At 57.6% G+C, this 15,862-nt stretch carries 13 protein-coding genes; 11 read left to right on the top strand and 2 right to left on the bottom strand.

What is annotated here, in order from left to right; genetic code table 11:
- The first annotated feature begins 10 nt into the window (after window positions 1-10).
- The 11 genes from Pan181_RS14600 to fbp all read left to right on the top strand — a co-directional run bounded on the left by Pan181_RS14600 (window position 11) and on the right by fbp (window position 13,391).
- Entirely contained in the window at window positions 11-1,117 is a 1,107-nt protein-coding gene (locus Pan181_RS14600; RefSeq protein ID WP_145247606.1) for an alpha/beta fold hydrolase, read from the top strand.
- Window positions 1,118-1,168: 51 nt separating this feature from the next.
- The gene (locus tag Pan181_RS14595) at window positions 1,169-2,665 is read left to right on the top strand and encodes an AarF/UbiB family protein (RefSeq protein WP_145247604.1); all 1,497 of its coding nucleotides are present in this window, start codon (window positions 1,169-1,171) and stop codon (window positions 2,663-2,665) included.
- A gap of 18 nt (window positions 2,666-2,683) precedes the next feature.
- A complete protein-coding gene (mce, locus tag Pan181_RS14590) occupies window positions 2,684-3,097 on the top strand; it encodes a methylmalonyl-CoA epimerase (protein WP_145247602.1) in 414 nt (137 codons plus the stop codon).
- 119 nt (window positions 3,098-3,216) lie between these two features.
- A complete protein-coding gene (locus Pan181_RS14585; protein WP_145247600.1) occupies window positions 3,217-5,322 on the top strand; it encodes a methylmalonyl-CoA mutase family protein in 2,106 nt (701 codons plus the stop codon).
- A complete protein-coding gene (scpA, locus tag Pan181_RS14580) occupies window positions 5,319-7,502 on the top strand; it encodes a methylmalonyl-CoA mutase (RefSeq protein ID WP_145247598.1) in 2,184 nt (727 codons plus the stop codon). The genes Pan181_RS14585 and scpA overlap by 4 nt, the downstream gene beginning before the upstream one ends.
- Before the next feature lie 139 nt (window positions 7,503-7,641).
- A complete protein-coding gene (gene meaB / locus Pan181_RS14575) occupies window positions 7,642-8,640 on the top strand; it encodes a methylmalonyl Co-A mutase-associated GTPase MeaB (protein WP_145247596.1) in 999 nt (332 codons plus the stop codon).
- 95 nt (window positions 8,641-8,735) lie between these two features.
- Window positions 8,736-10,289, top strand: coding sequence for an acyl-CoA carboxylase subunit beta (locus Pan181_RS14570; protein ID WP_145247594.1), 1,554 nt, complete (start codon window positions 8,736-8,738; stop codon window positions 10,287-10,289).
- Between the two features lie 2 nt (window positions 10,290-10,291).
- Window positions 10,292-10,666, top strand: a complete 375-nt coding sequence (locus tag Pan181_RS14565; RefSeq protein ID WP_145247592.1) for a hypothetical protein — start codon at window positions 10,292-10,294, stop codon at window positions 10,664-10,666.
- A complete protein-coding gene (locus tag Pan181_RS14560; protein WP_145247590.1) occupies window positions 10,663-11,046 on the top strand; it encodes a biotin/lipoyl-containing protein in 384 nt (127 codons plus the stop codon). The genes Pan181_RS14565 and Pan181_RS14560 overlap by 4 nt, the downstream gene beginning before the upstream one ends.
- Before the next feature lie 7 nt (window positions 11,047-11,053).
- Window positions 11,054-12,205 carry a sodium ion-translocating decarboxylase subunit beta gene (locus Pan181_RS14555; RefSeq protein WP_145247588.1) on the top strand — a complete coding sequence of 384 codons (1,152 nt, stop codon included), beginning with the start codon at window positions 11,054-11,056 and terminating at the stop codon, window positions 12,203-12,205.
- Window positions 12,206-12,356: 151 nt separating this feature from the next.
- Complete coding sequence (gene fbp / locus Pan181_RS14550; RefSeq protein WP_145247586.1) at window positions 12,357-13,391, top strand: class 1 fructose-bisphosphatase; 1,035 nt, start codon at window positions 12,357-12,359, stop codon at window positions 13,389-13,391.
- A gap of 546 nt (window positions 13,392-13,937) precedes the next feature.
- On the opposite strand, the gene Pan181_RS14545 is transcribed toward fbp, so the two are convergent.
- Together Pan181_RS14545 and Pan181_RS14540 are read right to left on the bottom strand one after the other, a co-directional pair.
- Window positions 13,938-14,390, bottom strand: a complete 453-nt coding sequence (locus tag Pan181_RS14545; RefSeq protein WP_145247584.1) for a hypothetical protein — start codon at window positions 14,388-14,390, stop codon at window positions 13,938-13,940.
- A gap of 274 nt (window positions 14,391-14,664) precedes the next feature.
- The gene (locus Pan181_RS14540) at window positions 14,665-15,504 is read right to left on the bottom strand and encodes a rhamnogalacturonan acetylesterase (protein WP_197528360.1); all 840 of its coding nucleotides are present in this window, start codon (window positions 15,502-15,504) and stop codon (window positions 14,665-14,667) included.
- Between the last annotated feature and the right edge of the window lie 358 nt (window positions 15,505-15,862).

The following is a 15,862-nucleotide window of genomic DNA, read 5'->3' as shown; positions in this document are numbered from 1 at the left end:
GGAGCTACCGATGTCTGCGACTACCGATTCCGAATGCTCGGTTCAAGAAACGATTTCCTTTGCCGACGTGTGTGCGGAGTGGCACAAAACGTTTGAGCGTGCACAGCGATTTAATCGGTTTCTGACCACCGACGCCAAAATTGCACAAACCCCTAAGCAGTTGGTTTGGACCCTGAACAAGGCCAAGCTTTACCGGTACGTATCGCCTGTTCCGGCGAATGAGCGGAAGCCAGTTCCCCTGCTCATGGTCTTCGCCATCATGAACCGGCCTCACGTGCTTGATTTGAGGCCCGGGCACAGCTTTGTGGAATACATGCTGGCCGAGGGCTACGACCTGTTCCTGCTCGATTGGGGAGCCCCAGGGCCGGAAGACCAACAAATGCAATTCGACGACTACGCCCTGGAGTATTTGCCGCGGGTGGTCCGCAAAGTGAAGGCCCTGTCGGGCTCCGCCGAATTCAGCATGCTCGGCTGGTGTTTGGGCGCGTTGATTTCGACGCTCTACGCGGCACTACGGCCGAACGAAGGGCTGAAGAATCTAATTCTGCTGACCGCTCCGCTTGATTTCTCCGATAAAACCCAAGGGGGATTCACTCGTTGGTCGAGCGATCCTGCGTTTAACGCGGACATGATTGTCGAGAAGTTCGGCAACGTCCCCGGCGAGATGATCGATTCGGGGGCCAAGATGCTCAAGCCGGTCGAGAACTACGTCGGTAGCTACACGATGTTGTGGGATAACCTCGACAATGATGCGGCTACCGAAGCCTGGCACGCCATGAATACTTGGGTGCGGGACATCATTCCGATGGCCGGCAACGCCTATAAACAGCTGATCAACGACTTCTACAAAGAGAACCGCCTGATGGAAGATGCGTTGGTGATTCGCGGCGAACCGGTCCATTTAAGCGATATTCGGGCGAGTCTGCTGAATGTGATTGCCGAGTCGGATCACATCACGCCACCCTGTCAGTCGGAACGGATCATGGATATGGTCAGTAGTGGAGACAAGGAAGTGCTCCGCGTTCGTGGCGGACACATCGGAATCATGGCCGGCCGAGGGGCTGAAAAGAGCACCTGGCCTCATATCGAATCGTGGTTAGCGAGCCGATCAGCCTGATTTGCCTGCGTCCGCCCACTTATTGAGGGCTCGATTTATCGAGTAAGTACGTTGTTCGACTGGGGCACACTCATCGATCCCGCCGCGATTGCGTCGGTGCTGCCTGGAGAATATCAGCGATTCTCCAGGCCGGTAGCCAGTGCGCTTGGCTTGTTTCTCGAGCACTTGCCCGAAGCCCGTCAGCGGCAGATTTTGGCCGAACAACTCGCGATGTCTCCGTCGGCTACCATCTCGCAGCGGCTATCCGTGCTAGCGCGGGCGTGCCCGGTTCTCCACAAGCTGGGACAGGTGCTCGCCCGCGATTCGCAATTGGCGCAGGAATTGCGAGGGGAATTGCAACAACTCGAATCGTTACCTCCGAGCGTGCAACCCGACGACATTGAGCGAGCCTTGAGCGAAGAGCTGGGGCCGCTCGACCGCCTGGGGATCACGCTCACCCCGCCGGCGATTGCCGAGGCCAGTGTGGCCGTGGTCATTGGATATCGCCAACGCGGTATCCATGGCGACCGGCTCGGCGTGTTCAAGCTGCTGAAGCCTGGCATCGAACAGCGATTAGAGGAAGAACTTGCTCTGGCCAGCTTGGTTGGCGAGCACCTGGACGAAAAGTGTGAGGAGTATGGAATCCCTTCACTCGACTACCGGGAAACGTTTGAACAAGTACGCGACAAGTTGCAAGCGGAAGTGCACCTGGACAAGGAACAGCGAAATCTGGCCCTCGCCCACGAGTACTACGCCGACGACCCACGAGTACACATCCCAGAGCTTTACGAGAATTGCACGAGCCGCGTTACGGACATGGAACAGCTCCAGGGCATGAAGGTCACCGACTTCGAGACAGACAACCAGCACTCGCGACGAGCACTGGCGAATCTGGTAGTCGAAGCTTTGGTGGCCAAGCCGGTGCTGTCGGCTGATTGCCAGTCGCTGTTCCATTGCGATCCGCACGCGGGCAACCTCATGGTGACCGACGATGGTCGGCTCGGCGTGCTCGACTGGAGCCTGGTCGGTGTGCTCACCGAGCAGGAGCGTGTATCGCTAGTGCAGGTGTTGCTGGCCGCAGCAACGCTCAGCTCCACCGGAGTGGTGCGGGCTCTGGAGTCGATTGCAACTCGCATCGACGACGCACCAGCGCTGCACGAGGTCGCACAGCAATGGATCAAACGGGTTCGCCAAGGCGAACTGCCAGGCATGCGATGGCTCGTCGGCATGCTCGACGAAGCCTACCACTTGGCGGGTTTGCGATTGGGTGCCGACTTGGTACTTTTTCGGAAGACCCTGCACACCTTCGACGGGGTGCTAAACGATTTGAGTGGTGAAGACGATCGCCTGGACGAAGTGTTGTTCGGGCAATTCGTACAACAATTAATTGCGGAGTGGCCGCGCAGATGGGCCGTGATGCCTCACTGCCGCGACTTTGCAACGAGACTATCCAATTTTGACCTGACGCGGAGCTTGATGGAGATACCCAATACCGCAACACGCTACTGGCTCGGCCGGATTCGCGATTTGCTGTCAACTCTCCGTACGCCTCGCTGCCCAAGCAACTGAATAAACTAGGAGCTAACTGTGAAAAAACCGGTCAAGGCATTAAATCATGTTGGAATTGCCGTAAAGTCAATCGACGCCCAGCGTCCTTTTTACGAGGAACACCTGGGGGCCGAGTTTGAGTGTTACGAAGAAGTGGCAACCCAGAAGGTAAAAGTCGGATTCTTTAAAGTGGGCGACGTTCGGCTGGAATTGCTGGAACCGACTGATCCATCCAGTCCGATCGCGAAATTTCTAGAAACTAGGGGGGAAGGGCTTCACCATTTGGCCTTTACCGTGGACGATATTGAGGAGCGAATTGCCGACCTCAAAGAGTCCGGTCTGCGAATGATCGACGAGACACCACGCTTGGGTGCTCATCACATGAAGATCGCATTCGCTCACCCCAAGAGCACGCACGGCGTACTCACCGAGTTGTGCGAACCTGCTGAGTAATTGAACAAGAGCGCATGATGTGTTGATGTTCTTCCGTATCCGCAGCACCCTGCGATACGCTGGCTGCCGGTTCGGAAGCATGGCTCTACGACTCGTACTAACCAAGATGTGTTTGAACGATGGAAAACACTGAGTTTAGTGTCAGCGATGACTTTGCACCCGTAAGTTACGACGCCTGGCGGGAGCAAGTCGAAAAGGATCTTGCCGGGGCGCCGTTTGAGAAGAAGCTGGTCACTCGCACCTACGAAGGTGTGGATGTCCAGCCGGTCTACACCGCGCAGGATTGGAACTCCGCCGAAGACCCCAATGGTTTTCCCGGCTTCTCCCATTATCTGCGTGGATCCGCTCCCCTGGGGAATGCGGAAACCGGATGGGACTTGCGACAGGAGTTCAAGCACCCCGACCTGGCGACCACCAATAAGCAGATTCTGGCCGACCTCGAAGGAGGAGTGACCTCCATCTTGCTGCGGCTCGACTGTGCTGCTCGTGGCGGAACCGATGCCGACGATCCTGCGGCCGAAGAGCTGTCGGGACGCGACGGAGTGGCTGCCTATCATGTGGACGATCTTGATGCGGTGCTGAAAGACGTGGAGCTTGATATGGTGGGCCTCGCCTTGGAAGCTGGTGCGGCGTTCTTGCCGGCCGCTGCCCAGGTGGTCGCACTCTGGCGACGCCGAGGTCTGAGTGCCGAGCAAGCTTCCGGCGCGTTCAACGCCGATCCGCTGGCAGTGCTCGCCCGCGATGGTCAGCTGCCGACGACTTCGTCCGCGGCCTTGGAAGCCATGGCCGACTTGGCGAAGTGGACCAGCGAGAACTATCCCAACGTCACCGCTGTACGGGTCGGCACGGCTGCTTACCACCACGCTGGTGCGACGGTCGTGCAGGACATTGCGTTCAGCATGGCGACTGGCATCGAGTACCTGCGGTCGATGACCGCGGCTGGTATGAGCGTTGAAGACGCTGCCAAGCAAATCCTGTTTAGTATGAGTGTCGGCACGCACCAGTTCTTGAGCATCGCGAAGCTTCGCGCGGCCCGCAGTTTGTGGGCGCGGGTAGTCGAAGCGTGCGGCGGCAAGCCCGAAGCGGCTGCTATGAAACTGCACACGCGAGTCAGCAAGCGAGTGCTCACTGCCCGCGACCCTTACGTCAACATGCTGCGGAACACAGTTGCCGTGTTCGCCGCTGGTGTCGGCGGGGCCGAAGTCATTACTTCCGAACCGTTCGATGTGGTGCTCGGGTTGCCTGATGCCAACAGTCGGCGGGTCGCTCGCAACACGCTGCATGTGCTGCAAGACGAGTCGCATCTGAATCGCATTGTCGATCCGGCTGGCGGTAGTTGGTACATGGATTGGCTGGCCGATCAGTTTGCCAGGAAGGCGTGGGATCTCATGCAAGAGATCGAACGTCAGGGCGGCATGACCAAGGCCATCGAGAGTGGTTGGGTGGCCGACCAGATCGAGTCGGCATTCACTCCGCGGGCCAAGGGTATTGCCAGCCGCAAGGAAGGCATCACCGGTGTCAGCGAGTTCCCGAACGTAGCGGAAGACGCCATTGTCCGCGAAACGCCGGACCTGTCGGCCTTGCGAAAAGCGGCCTCCGACCGCTTGGCTTCCGCTCGGTACGCTGGCGACGGACTCGGCAGCCTGGCTTCGGCCAGTTGCAAGATTGCCGCTGCTTCCGAAGCGGCCGCCGCTGGAGCTTCCATCGGACAACTAGCCAAAGCGATTGGCTTCGGCGACTCGCCGACGCAGATCACGCCGGTTGCTCCCCATCCGTTTGCGGCTCCCTTCGAAGTGTTGCGAGACGCAAGCGACAAGTGGTTGGAAGAAAAGGGAAGTCGTCCCCAGGTCTTCCTGGCCAACCTGGGCCCGATTGCCCACCACACCGCCCGCGCGACGTTCTCGAAGAACTTCTTCGAGGCCGGCGGATTCGAAGTGCCTTCGAACAATGGATTCGCCGACGTGGATGCCGCCGTGGCAGCGTTCGCCGAGTCGGGTGCGAAGGTCGCTGTGATTTGTTCGTCCGACAAACTGTATCCTGAGTTCGTCCCCGACGCTGCCGCAAAGCTGAAAGCAGCCGGTGCTCGCACCGTGGTGCTGGCTGGCCACCCTGGCGAAAACGAAGCCGCTTGGAGCCAGGCAGGTGTCGATCGGTTTATTTTCATTAAGTGCGATGTGCTCAGCACGCTCGCGGATCTCTTACGCGAGGAAGGAGTGTTGCAATGAGTAACCCTGTTCCCAATTTTGCGGATGTGCCGTTCGCCGAGCGTCCGGCCACACCGGCAACGTACGACGCTTGGCATGAAGCCACTGGTACGAAAGCGGAGGATCTGACCTGGCAAACGCCCGAGCAGATTCCGGTGCGGCCGCTCTACTCCGCTGCCGACTTGGAAGGTGTAGAGCACCTGCAAACCATGCCCGGCATGCCGCCGTTCCTGCGTGGTCCTTATACCACGATGTACACGATGCGGCCGTGGACCATTCGTCAGTACGCGGGATTCTCGACCGCGAAAGAGTCGAACGCGTTCTACCGTCGGAACCTGGCAGCGGGTCAAAAGGGGTTGAGCATTGCGTTCGACCTGTCGACACACCGCGGCTACGACTCGGATCATCCGCGGGTCGCTGGCGACGTCGGCATGGCTGGCGTCGCGATCGATAGCATCCACGACATGCGGATGCTGTTCGACGGCATTCCGCTCGATCGCATGAGCGTGTCGATGACCATGAACGGAGCCGTGCTGCCGATCATGGCCCTCTATATCGTGGCCGCCGAGGAGCAAGGCGTGAAGCCAGAGCAGCTCGCCGGTACGATCCAGAACGACATTCTCAAGGAGTTCATGGTTCGTAACACCTACATCTACCCGCCTGAACCGAGTATTCGCATCATCGCGGATATCTTCCGGTACACCAGCGAGAAGATGCCTAAGTTCAACAGCATCAGCATCAGCGGCTACCACATGCAGGAAGCCGGTGCGACCGCCGATCTCGAGCTGGCTTACACGCTCGCCGACGGACTCGAGTACGTTCGCACGGGTCGTGAAGCAGGTCTGGAAGTCGACGCGTTTGCTCCCCGTCTGTCGTTCTTCTGGGCGATCGGCATGAACTACTTTATGGAGATCGCCAAGATGCGGGCTGGCCGCATGATCTGGGCGAAGCTCATCAAGCAGTTCGATCCGAAGAACCCGAAGAGCATGAGCTTGCGGACCCACAGTCAGACAAGCGGCTGGAGCCTCACCGCTCAAGACGTTTACAACAACGTGATCCGCACGTGTGTCGAAGCGATGGGAGCCACGCATGGCCATACCCAGTCGCTGCACACGAATGCGTTGGACGAAGCCCTCGCGCTGCCGAGCGACTTCTCCGCCCGCATTGCCCGCAATACGCAGTTGTTCCTGCAACAGGAAACCGACACCTGCGATGTGGTCGACCCATGGGGCGGAAGCTACTACGTGGAACGCCTGACGCACGATCTTGCTCAACGAGCCTGGCAGCACATCTGCGAAGTCGAAGAGCTCGGCGGAATGACCAAAGCCATCCAGGCAGGCATTCCCAAGATGCGAATCGAAGAAGCAGCGGTTCGCACCCAGGCTCGCATCGACTCGGGACAGCAAGTCGTGATCGGTGTGAACAAGTATCGTCCGAAGGAAGAGGAGATGCTGAAGGTACTGCACGTCGACAATACTGCAGTCCGCGAATCGCAAATTGCCAGCTTGAAGAAGCTGCGAGCCGAACGCGATCAAGTGAAGGTCGACGCCACGTTGAATGCACTTCGCGAAGCAGCTAAAGATGGCACCGGCAACTTGCTGGAGCTGGCCGTTGCTGCGGCTCGGGTGCAAGCCACGGTGGGTGAGATCTCGAATGCTTTGGAAGATGTTTACGGTCGCTATGAGGCCCCCGTTCAATCCGTACGTGGAGTATATGGAAGCGAAGTGGGTGACAAAGCACATGCGGACGAAGTTCGCCAGTTGGTAAGTGAGTTCGAACAACTCGACGGCCGCCGGCCGCGGATTCTCATCGCCAAGATGGGGCAGGATGGTCACGATCGAGGACAAAAGGTCATTGCCAGTGCGTTTGCCGACTTGGGTTTCGATGTGGACATCGGCCCGCTGTTCCGCACTGCTGCCGAGACGGCTCGGCACGCGGTCGAGAACGACGTGCATGTCGTCGGTGTCAGTTCGCTGGCCGCAGGTCACTTGACCTTGGTGCCGCTGCTCCTCGACGAACTCGCCGCCTTGGGGCGTGATGACATCATGATCGTCGTCGGCGGTGTTATTCCGCCGGAGGATTACGACGCCCTCTACGAGTCGGGAGCGGTGGCGGTCTTCGGTCCCGGAACCGTGATCGGCGAAGCAGCCGCCAAGCTGCTCCGCGCCCTGGGCAAACGGTTGGAGTACAACCTTAGCTAGCCCGACGACTGTCTGGTTACGCTGAACTTCCTGAGTTGTGATCGCGATGCTAACCAGCAGTGAATACTGGTGTCGTGATCGCAACATAGGGAAGGACCGCTGAAGTATGCAACAAGCCTCGACAACCGATAGACCTGCAATGGCAACTTCGCCACGCCGCCGACAACTGACCCTCGATGAATACTTTGAAGGTGTTATTGCGCGCGACGTCGCGGTGCTGCCGCGAGCCCTCACGCTAGTTGAGTCGACTCGCGGCGTGCACCAGGAAATGGGCGAGCAACTCATCACGCGCATCTTGCCGCACACCGGCAAGTCGATACGAGTTGGCATCACCGGTCCTCCTGGGGTGGGTAAAAGCACGTTTATCGAAGCGCTCGGCACGTACCTGGCTCGCAGCGGACGAAGGGTCGCCGTGCTGGCGGTCGACCCCTCGAGCGGCGTGAGCGGCGGAAGCATCCTCGGCGACAAGACCCGCATGGCGCACTTGTCGGCCGAACCGAATGCGTTCATCCGTCCTTCACCCTCTGCTGGAACCTTGGGCGGCGTTGCGCGAAAAACTCGCGAGACCATGCTCATTTGCGAGGCGGCTGGTTTCGAAATCGTGCTGGTCGAAACCGTGGGTGTCGGGCAGTCCGAAACCATGGTCGACGAGATGACCGATTGCTTCCTGGCACTCATGATGCCAGGCGGCGGTGACGAACTGCAGGGCATCAAACGCGGGCTGCTGGAGTTGGTCGATGTGATCGCTGTGAACAAAGCCGACGGCGACAACCGCAAGCCAGCCGAAGTGGCTGCCAAGCAATTGGAACGCATTTTGCACGCGTTGCCGTCGCAGGGAGGGGAACCTCCCACTGTGCTGACGTGCAGTGCTCGCGAGCACGAAAGCATCGACCAGGTGTGGAATGCCATCGAGCACCGGCACCAGCGGATGGAGGAGTTGGGGGCGCTCGATGAGCGTCGTCGTCGCCAGAGTTCGAACTGGATGTGGACCATCGTCGACGAGCAACTCAAGCAAGTCGTGCGGAATAATCCGGCGGTGGTCGAAATGCGGGGCGACTTAGAATCGCAAGTGCTGGAAGGTACCTTAGCACCAGAAGCTGCCGCCAGACAAATATTAGAAGCGTGCGGGCTTAAGTAGTCGAAGACTACGCCGGCCCGTCCGGAAGGATTGAATCTCCTTCCGAACGATAGGTTTTTCACTCGATTGAGAGTGACACATAAAAGGATCAACCGATGAGCATTCAGAAGAAACTGCTCGACGACCTCAAGAAACGCCGCAAGACGGCTGCCTTGGGTGGTGGTCAGGAGCGGATTGACAAGCGGCACGCCAAAGGGCTGATGACAGCCCGCGAGCGGCTTGGTATTTTCTTCGACGAGAATACCTTTCAAGAATGGGGCATGCACGTCGACCATGCCTGCCATGACTTTGGCATGGAAGGCAAATCGCTGCCTGGCGACGGTGTTGTCACCGGTGTCGGCTGGGTCGATGGTCGTCCCATCGCAGCGTATAGCCACGACGCCACGATCGGCGGCGGTGCTCTTGGCCAACGCCATGCGAAGAAGATCTGCGACCTGATGGACTACGCCATCGAAGGCGGCATGCCAGTGGTCGGCGTCAACGATTCCGGCGGTGCCCGCATTCAGGAAGCGGTCGAATCGCTGTCGGGTTACGGCCAAGTGTTCTATCGCAACGTGCAACTCTCGGGTGCGGTGCCTCAGATCGGTGTGATCGCGGGCAACTGTGCGGGTGGTGCTGCTTACTCGCCAGCGTTGATGGACTTCCTGGTGATGACTCGCGAGAACGCGAACATGTTCATCTGCGGCCCTGGCGTGATTAAGGGGGCCACGGGCGTGGATGCCACGATGGAAGAGATCGGCAGTGCAGCGGCCAACGCCACGTTGAGCGGCAACGTGCACTTTGTGGCCGACAACGACGAGCACGCCATGGGATTGGTTCGCGAACTGTTGTCGTACTTGCCGCCGAACAACTTGGAGAATCCTCCGCATCTTTACAATGATCAGATCAACCTCGACGAAGACGAGGCAATGAATCAAATTGTGCCGAAAGATGCCAAGGATACGATGGACATGTACGAAGTGATTGAGCGGTTGCTCGATCCTGGTCAGTTCCTCGAAGTGCACAAGGATTTCGCGCAGAACCTGATCATCGGCTTCGGTCGCATCAACGGCATGGTCGTTGGTCTGGTGGCCAACCAGCCAATGGTCAAAGCGGGTACGCTTGATATCGATGCCTCGGACAAAGGGGCTCGCTTCATTCGGTTCTGCAACGCGTTCAATATTCCGCTGGTCACCCTGGTCGACGTGCCTGGGTTCCTGCCTGGTGTTAGCCAGGAGCAGGGCGGCATCATTCGCCATGGAGCGAAGATGCTGTTCGCCTATTCGGCGGCCACGGTGCCAAAGATTACCGTGATCACCCGCAAGGCGTACGGTGGTTCGTACCTCGCGATGTGCAGCAGCGACCTCGGTGCCGACATGGTATTCGCCTGGCCGACTGCCGAGATTGCTGTGATGGGTGCCGAGGGTGCGGTGAATGTGCTGTACCGTCGCGAACTCGATGCGGCCGAAGACCGCCAGGCACTGCGTGCCCAGTTTGTCGAAGAGTATCGCGATCGATTCGCTTCGCCTTACATGGCAGCCTCGCACGGTATGATTACCGACGTTATTTCTCCCTGCCAAACGCGTGGAGTGGTTTCGCTCGCATTGCGAAACACTCTGCGTAAACGTGAAACCCGTCCACCAAAGAAGCACGGTTTGATCCCCCTATGATATTGAATATTCAAACCCTGATCGCGGTACTTCCCGACGAACCAACAACTGGCGAACTGCTCAAGTTTGTGGGCATGGGCATCTTTGTTGTGGTCTCGGCGTTAGCGAGCTTGGCCATCATGAGCATGGTGGTCGGCTTCGTGCTCAACGCGATGAAGAAGTCGCCGCCACCAGTAAAACCGGCCGATCCCGTCCCCGAGGAGGGGGTGCCGGAAGAAACCATGGTATTGATTGCCGCAGCGGTAGCTGCTGTGATTAGCCAACCCGCACGTATTGTCCACGTACGCGGCCTGACCCCCGACGATATGGCTTGGGCGTTGCAAGGTCGTTCGCAAATACATGCTTCCCATGCTTTGAAACCCCAGGACTCCCGATGAAGAAGCTTCGAATCACGATAGGAGATAAGTCGTACGACGTCTCCGTCGAAGTGCTTAGCGACGATAACCCCAATCCGATGTCGATGCCGCGTCCCGGCATCGCACCATCGGCCCCGATCGCACCCCCACCCACGGCTGCCGCAAGCAAGCCGACTTCCGCAGCCGCGCCCGGCGTGATCATCAGCCCCATGGCGGGCATGGTGAAGTTGATCCAGGTTCGCGAAGGCGATGCGGTCGAACAAGGCCAGGTGCTGATTTTGCTCGATGCTATGAAGGTCGAGAATCGCATTACGGCTCCTGCAGCTGGCAAGGTCAACAAGATCTTGGTTAAGGAAGGCGACAACGTTAGCGAGGGCCACGTGCTCCTCGAAATGAGCTAGGCTAGCTATGTTAGACGCACTCTATCGTTCTATAGACGCATTCAATAGTTTCACCGCGTTCGACGAAGTCACGGGCTACATGCTGATCATGTGGGTCGTATGTGGCGTGCTCATCTATTTGGCGATTGCCAAAGAGTTTGAGCCAATGCTGCTGCTGCCGATTGCATTTGGCGCACTCCTGGCTAACTTGCCTACCGCTGGCTTGCTTAATGTGCCAACCGAGGAAGAAGCTGGCGGGTTGTTCTACTACCTGTCGCAAGGCATTAAGCTCGAAATCTACCCGCCGCTCATTTTCTTAGGGGTCGGTGCGCTAACAGATTTCGGCCCGGTGATCGCCAACCCGCGAACGCTCCTGCTAGGAGCAGCCGCGCAGGCGGGCGTGTTGATCACCTTTTTGGGAGCCTACTTGTTTGGGTTCACTCCCGACGAGTCGGCCGCCATCGGCATTATTGGTGGTGCCGACGGTCCCACGTCGATCTTCCTGGCGAACAAGTTGGCAAGCCATCTCGTGGGTCCTATCGCGGTGGCCGCCTACTCCTACATGGCGTTGGTTCCACTGATCCAGCCTCCTATCATGCGGGCACTGACTTCCGAGCGCGAGCGGAAGATTCGCATGCAGTCGCTGCGTAAAGTGAGCCGACTCGAGAAATTGATCTTCGCCTTCGCAACATTGATCATCTGCATTCTGATTGTTCCTTCGGCTTCGGCCCTGATCAGCATGCTCATGCTCGGCAATATCCTTCGCGAGTCGGGCGTCGTCGATCGGTTGTCGAGAGCGGCCCAGAATGAGTTGATCAACATCGTTACCATCTTTCTTGGTACCTGCGTGGGTATCACCATGAATGGCAACACCTTCCTGCAGTCCGACACGCTCAAGATTCTATCGATGGGCATCGTTGCCTTTGGTGTTTCCACAGCGTGCGGCGTGTTGATCGCCAAGTTGATGAACCTGATCAGTCCCAAGAATCCGATCAACCCGTTGATCGGCGCAGCAGGCGTGTCGGCCGTGCCGATGGCCGCTCGCGTTGCCCAGGTCGAGGGGCAGCGGGCCGACCCGCAGAACTTCCTGCTGATGCATGCCATGGGACCCAATGTCGCCGGCGTGATTGGCACGGCCGTCGTCGCGGGGTACTTCATCGAAATGTTGGTGAACAAGTAGCAAACACACCTTTCTCTCAACCGGCCAGTCTTCGCGACGACCGTTTCAGGTTGTCGCCAAGACTGGCCGTCGTTATGCTGAGCGGCGACCTTTCGCGTTGCTACTCACTCTAGAAGCGACGCGACTCAAATAGCCAGCAAGGGAGTCGCTGATGGTTCGCTCGCCTGTCTTGTCGCTGTCGGAACCGGTTATCATTACCGCCGAGCAGCATATCCAGCTGCAGCAACGGCAGCACTCGCCCGAAGCAACCGGCACCTTCAGTTGGCTGCTCGCCGGACTCACGCTGGCAACCAAACTGACCGAATCGCGGGTGCGTCGCGCCGGACTGCTCGATGTGCTTGGCTCGGCCGAACACGTCAACGTGCAAGGCGAGATGCAGCAGAAACTCGACATCTTCGCCGATCAAGCGCTCATCTACTGCCTCGGCGCCCGCGATAGCGTCGCGGTGATTGCCTCGGAAGAAAACGAAGAAGCATTGATCTTCGAAGGGCGCAACAAAAGCGGCAAGTATGTCATCGTGTTCGATCCACTCGATGGGTCCTCCAATATTGACGTGAACGTGAGCGTCGGTACCGTGTTCTCGATACTCCGCGTGCCCGAAGGAATCGACGTGGAGACCAATGCCAAGCAGGCGGTGCTGCAACCTGGCACCGAGCAACTGGCCGCTGGCTACGTGGTGTATGGCTCCTCGACCATTCTGGTTTATACAACCGGGCACGGGGTGCATGGTTTTACGCTCGACCCCACGATCGGTGCGTACGTGCTCAGTCACGAGAACATCAAGATGCCGATCCAAGGACCCTACTACTCGGCGAACGAAGCCTACTGGGACGAATTCCCCGAGAGCTACCAGGAGTACCTTCGCCATATCCGCAGCGGCGGGCTCGGCACCCGTTATTCGTCGCGATACATCGGGTCGATGGTCGCCGATTTTCATCGCACGCTCCTAAAAGGGGGAGTATTCATCTATCCTCCCACGGCAAAATCGCCCGAAGGAAAATTGCGATTGCTGTACGAGGCGAATCCGGTCGCCTTCCTGGCCGAGCAAGCCGGCGGCATCGCCTCGAACGGATCGGGCCGGGTGCTCGATGTCACCCCAACCGAAATCCACCAGCGAACCCCCCTGGTGGTCGGCAGCCAGGTCGAGATGCAAGCATTCCAGAGAATCGTCGAAGCGACTGCCTGAAAATAGATTCCCAATTTACCCAACGATGGGAAAATTGAATCTGCACCCACTCTATAAAACCAGTGGTTTTCGTCCTCGAATAGATTCCCATTTCCCAAAACGCATCGGATGGGAATCTATTTTTGCAGTGGGAAACAATCGCAAGTCGTGTATCTGTATGGATTTACATCAACACCTCCTGTGAAGTTGCCCAAAATAGATTCCCATGGGTGGGAATCTATTTTGGGAGGATTCAAAAATGGGGGAGGGGGAATGGGAATGTCATCTGTAGGAGCGTCCAGCGACTGAAAGAACTAGCCTACCGCTTACAGCCTGCAGCTTTGGCAACCGCGCAGCAGCGAACGGCCACGCAAGCAAAACACCGCCTGCGCGTCGCTAATAGTTGGTTTGCCATTAGAACAAGCGTTGCCTCTCAATCACCTACTTACAATTAAAACCAGCAGCCGAAAGCGGATAGCCGACAGCCATAGCACCTGTGTATTAGAACACTAGTGGTGGCCAATTGCGACAAGAAACCGAGAAGAAATAAGAAGTCGTTTCACCAGATCAGGCGAGGTCTTTCTGGTCCTGACGGTAGAGAATCAGGTTCGTGATGTTGGTCGAGAGCATCGCGAGTCCCGCGACGATGGCATGCCCGCCAAGCATCAGCACAATCAGTCCCAGGTTGCCCATCTGGTGTTCTGAGGCCGCCTGCTCGAATAATTGGAGCATGGGAAGATTGGTAAGGATGACGATCAGGCAATAAATTGCCAGCACGTATCGCGTCCAGTTCCGCCCGGTCCAGATGGCGTAAGTCAGCCCCAGTGGCAAGGCCAGCCGAAACAGTTGCTGTGGGAACCCACTCCACCCAACCACGTGATTGTAGTTCACCACATCCCACACGAAGATTAACACCAGCAGGCCGGCGATAAACAGCAACGTATTCCGTCCCTTGTGCACCCGCAAAGGAACGATCGGCAACGGGGCATCTTCCGGCGATTCGTAAGGGTTCTCGGACAATGTGGTGTTCCAGTCAGGCTTGGCGTTCAGTCGCCGTAAGAAACTTGCAGGCGGCAGTAACGTGCATCGCAATTCCTGCCAGCGTACTGCATTGTAGCGGGGACTTTTGGGCTTGTCGTCCACCTCGCAGGCATTGGTCGCAACACGCGTCGTGACTTAACCCTAGTCAAGCTGCAAGCATCGCATGTTGAGAGCGGTTGCACTTGTAAGTGGATCAGGTGCTACCTGAGAAGCAACCCTACTGGCGTTTGCGAAATGGAGCAGCGAGTAATTACTACTCCGTCGCAGCTTTTCGCTGTTTCAAGTAGCTCGCGAGCGCTGGCACGGTCTCTTCGATATCTGCAATCACCAGGTTCGCGATCGCCTCCGCACCTTTGGCATTGAAGTGAGTAATGTCGCCTGGTTTGCTTGCCATCTGTTTGCTTTCATCAGGCCCTATTTTCTCCGCCAACTCTTTGCTCGACGTCTGCAAGTCGATTACGGGAACATCCATCTCCTTAGCGATCTCGAGCATCGCTTTCGCGTATTCGGAGAGTGGTCGATTGAGTGGAGTGAGGTTCTCGATGATCTTTCCTTCCGCGTCAAACGCTCGACGTACCATGGGCGTTACGAGTACCGGTACGGCTTCTATCTCGCGTGACTCTTCAATGTATCGACGGAGGAACTGCTTGTAGTCGGTCGCCGGATTGGTCGCCTCAGGACGCTCGGGGGCATGCGAGTCGTTATGCCCGAATTGGATGAAAACGTAAGTCGGCTCGGTTGCCAGGGCTTTCGTCCAACGGCCTTCTGTGATAAATGTCTTGGTGCTGCGGCCGGATGCGGCAAGGTTGATGACGTCGACGGTTCCCTGTTTAAAGCCTTGCTCAAGATACTGCCCCCAACCTCTCGTTGTGACTTTCTCAGGGTATTCACTCACGGTCGAGTCGCCAACGAGCACGATCTTTACAGGATCCGGCAAGTCGGTCGCGATCGAGTGATCGACGAGCAAGATTAGAGAGAGCGCGAAGACTAACAAGGTGGCTGTCGTGCGAACCATACTCAGCAAAGTGCGTGGGCCGTAGGTCGGGTCGCTCAGTCCCTGAGTGGAGAAGCCGTTTGCTGGTGGATTGTTCATGGCGAATTAAAGTCTCTTGCAAGACGTGCAGGTATTCGGAGAGAGTAGAGGGGACTCTGGGGTGGCATCGCTTCAACGGCAACATCAGGCGGAGCAGCGCTATACGCACCCCCCGCGTGTTAGCGCATGTTAGCTTATCGCCGTTGTGCAGCAGAGGGGCATAGATGCCATCGATTGGCGGAAAGCCTCTGGATTAGCGCACGATCACCTACCAATCCAGACTTTCCGCTTTTTGGGGCGTGATTCCATCGACCAGTGACATGAAGCTGCGTCTAATCGTAGGTGACAAGGAAAAAAAGACAAAAAAGACACTTCTGACCATATTCTGTGTAACCAATCTTCTGTTTTGAGTATTAAA

The sequence above is a fragment of the Aeoliella mucimassa genome, from assembly GCF_007748035.1.
Classification (GTDB): Bacteria; Planctomycetota; Planctomycetia; order Pirellulales; family Lacipirellulaceae; genus Aeoliella; species Aeoliella mucimassa.
This window is presented reverse-complemented; position numbering and strand designations above follow the sequence as displayed.

What these genes read in the sequence shown, in the direction of transcription:
- Pan181_RS14600 (WP_145247606.1), top strand. Translation starts at nt 11, where the DNA reads ATGTCTGCGACTACCGATTCCGAATGCTCGGTTCAAGAAACGATTTCC.
- Pan181_RS14585 (WP_145247600.1), top strand. Translation starts at nt 3,217, where the DNA reads ATGGAAAACACTGAGTTTAGTGTCAGCGATGACTTTGCACCCGTAAGT.
- scpA (WP_145247598.1), top strand. Translation starts at nt 5,319, where the DNA reads ATGAGTAACCCTGTTCCCAATTTTGCGGATGTGCCGTTCGCCGAGCGT.
- meaB (WP_145247596.1), top strand. Translation starts at nt 7,642, where the DNA reads ATGGCAACTTCGCCACGCCGCCGACAACTGACCCTCGATGAATACTTT.
- Pan181_RS14570 (WP_145247594.1), top strand. Translation starts at nt 8,736, where the DNA reads ATGAGCATTCAGAAGAAACTGCTCGACGACCTCAAGAAACGCCGCAAG.
- Pan181_RS14560 (WP_145247590.1), top strand. Translation starts at nt 10,663, where the DNA reads ATGAAGAAGCTTCGAATCACGATAGGAGATAAGTCGTACGACGTCTCC.
- Pan181_RS14555 (WP_145247588.1), top strand. Translation starts at nt 11,054, where the DNA reads ATGTTAGACGCACTCTATCGTTCTATAGACGCATTCAATAGTTTCACC.
- fbp (WP_145247586.1), top strand. Translation starts at nt 12,357, where the DNA reads ATGGTTCGCTCGCCTGTCTTGTCGCTGTCGGAACCGGTTATCATTACC.
- Pan181_RS14540 (WP_197528360.1), bottom strand. Translation starts at nt 15,504, where the DNA reads ATGAACAATCCACCAGCAAACGGCTTCTCCACTCAGGGACTGAGCGAC.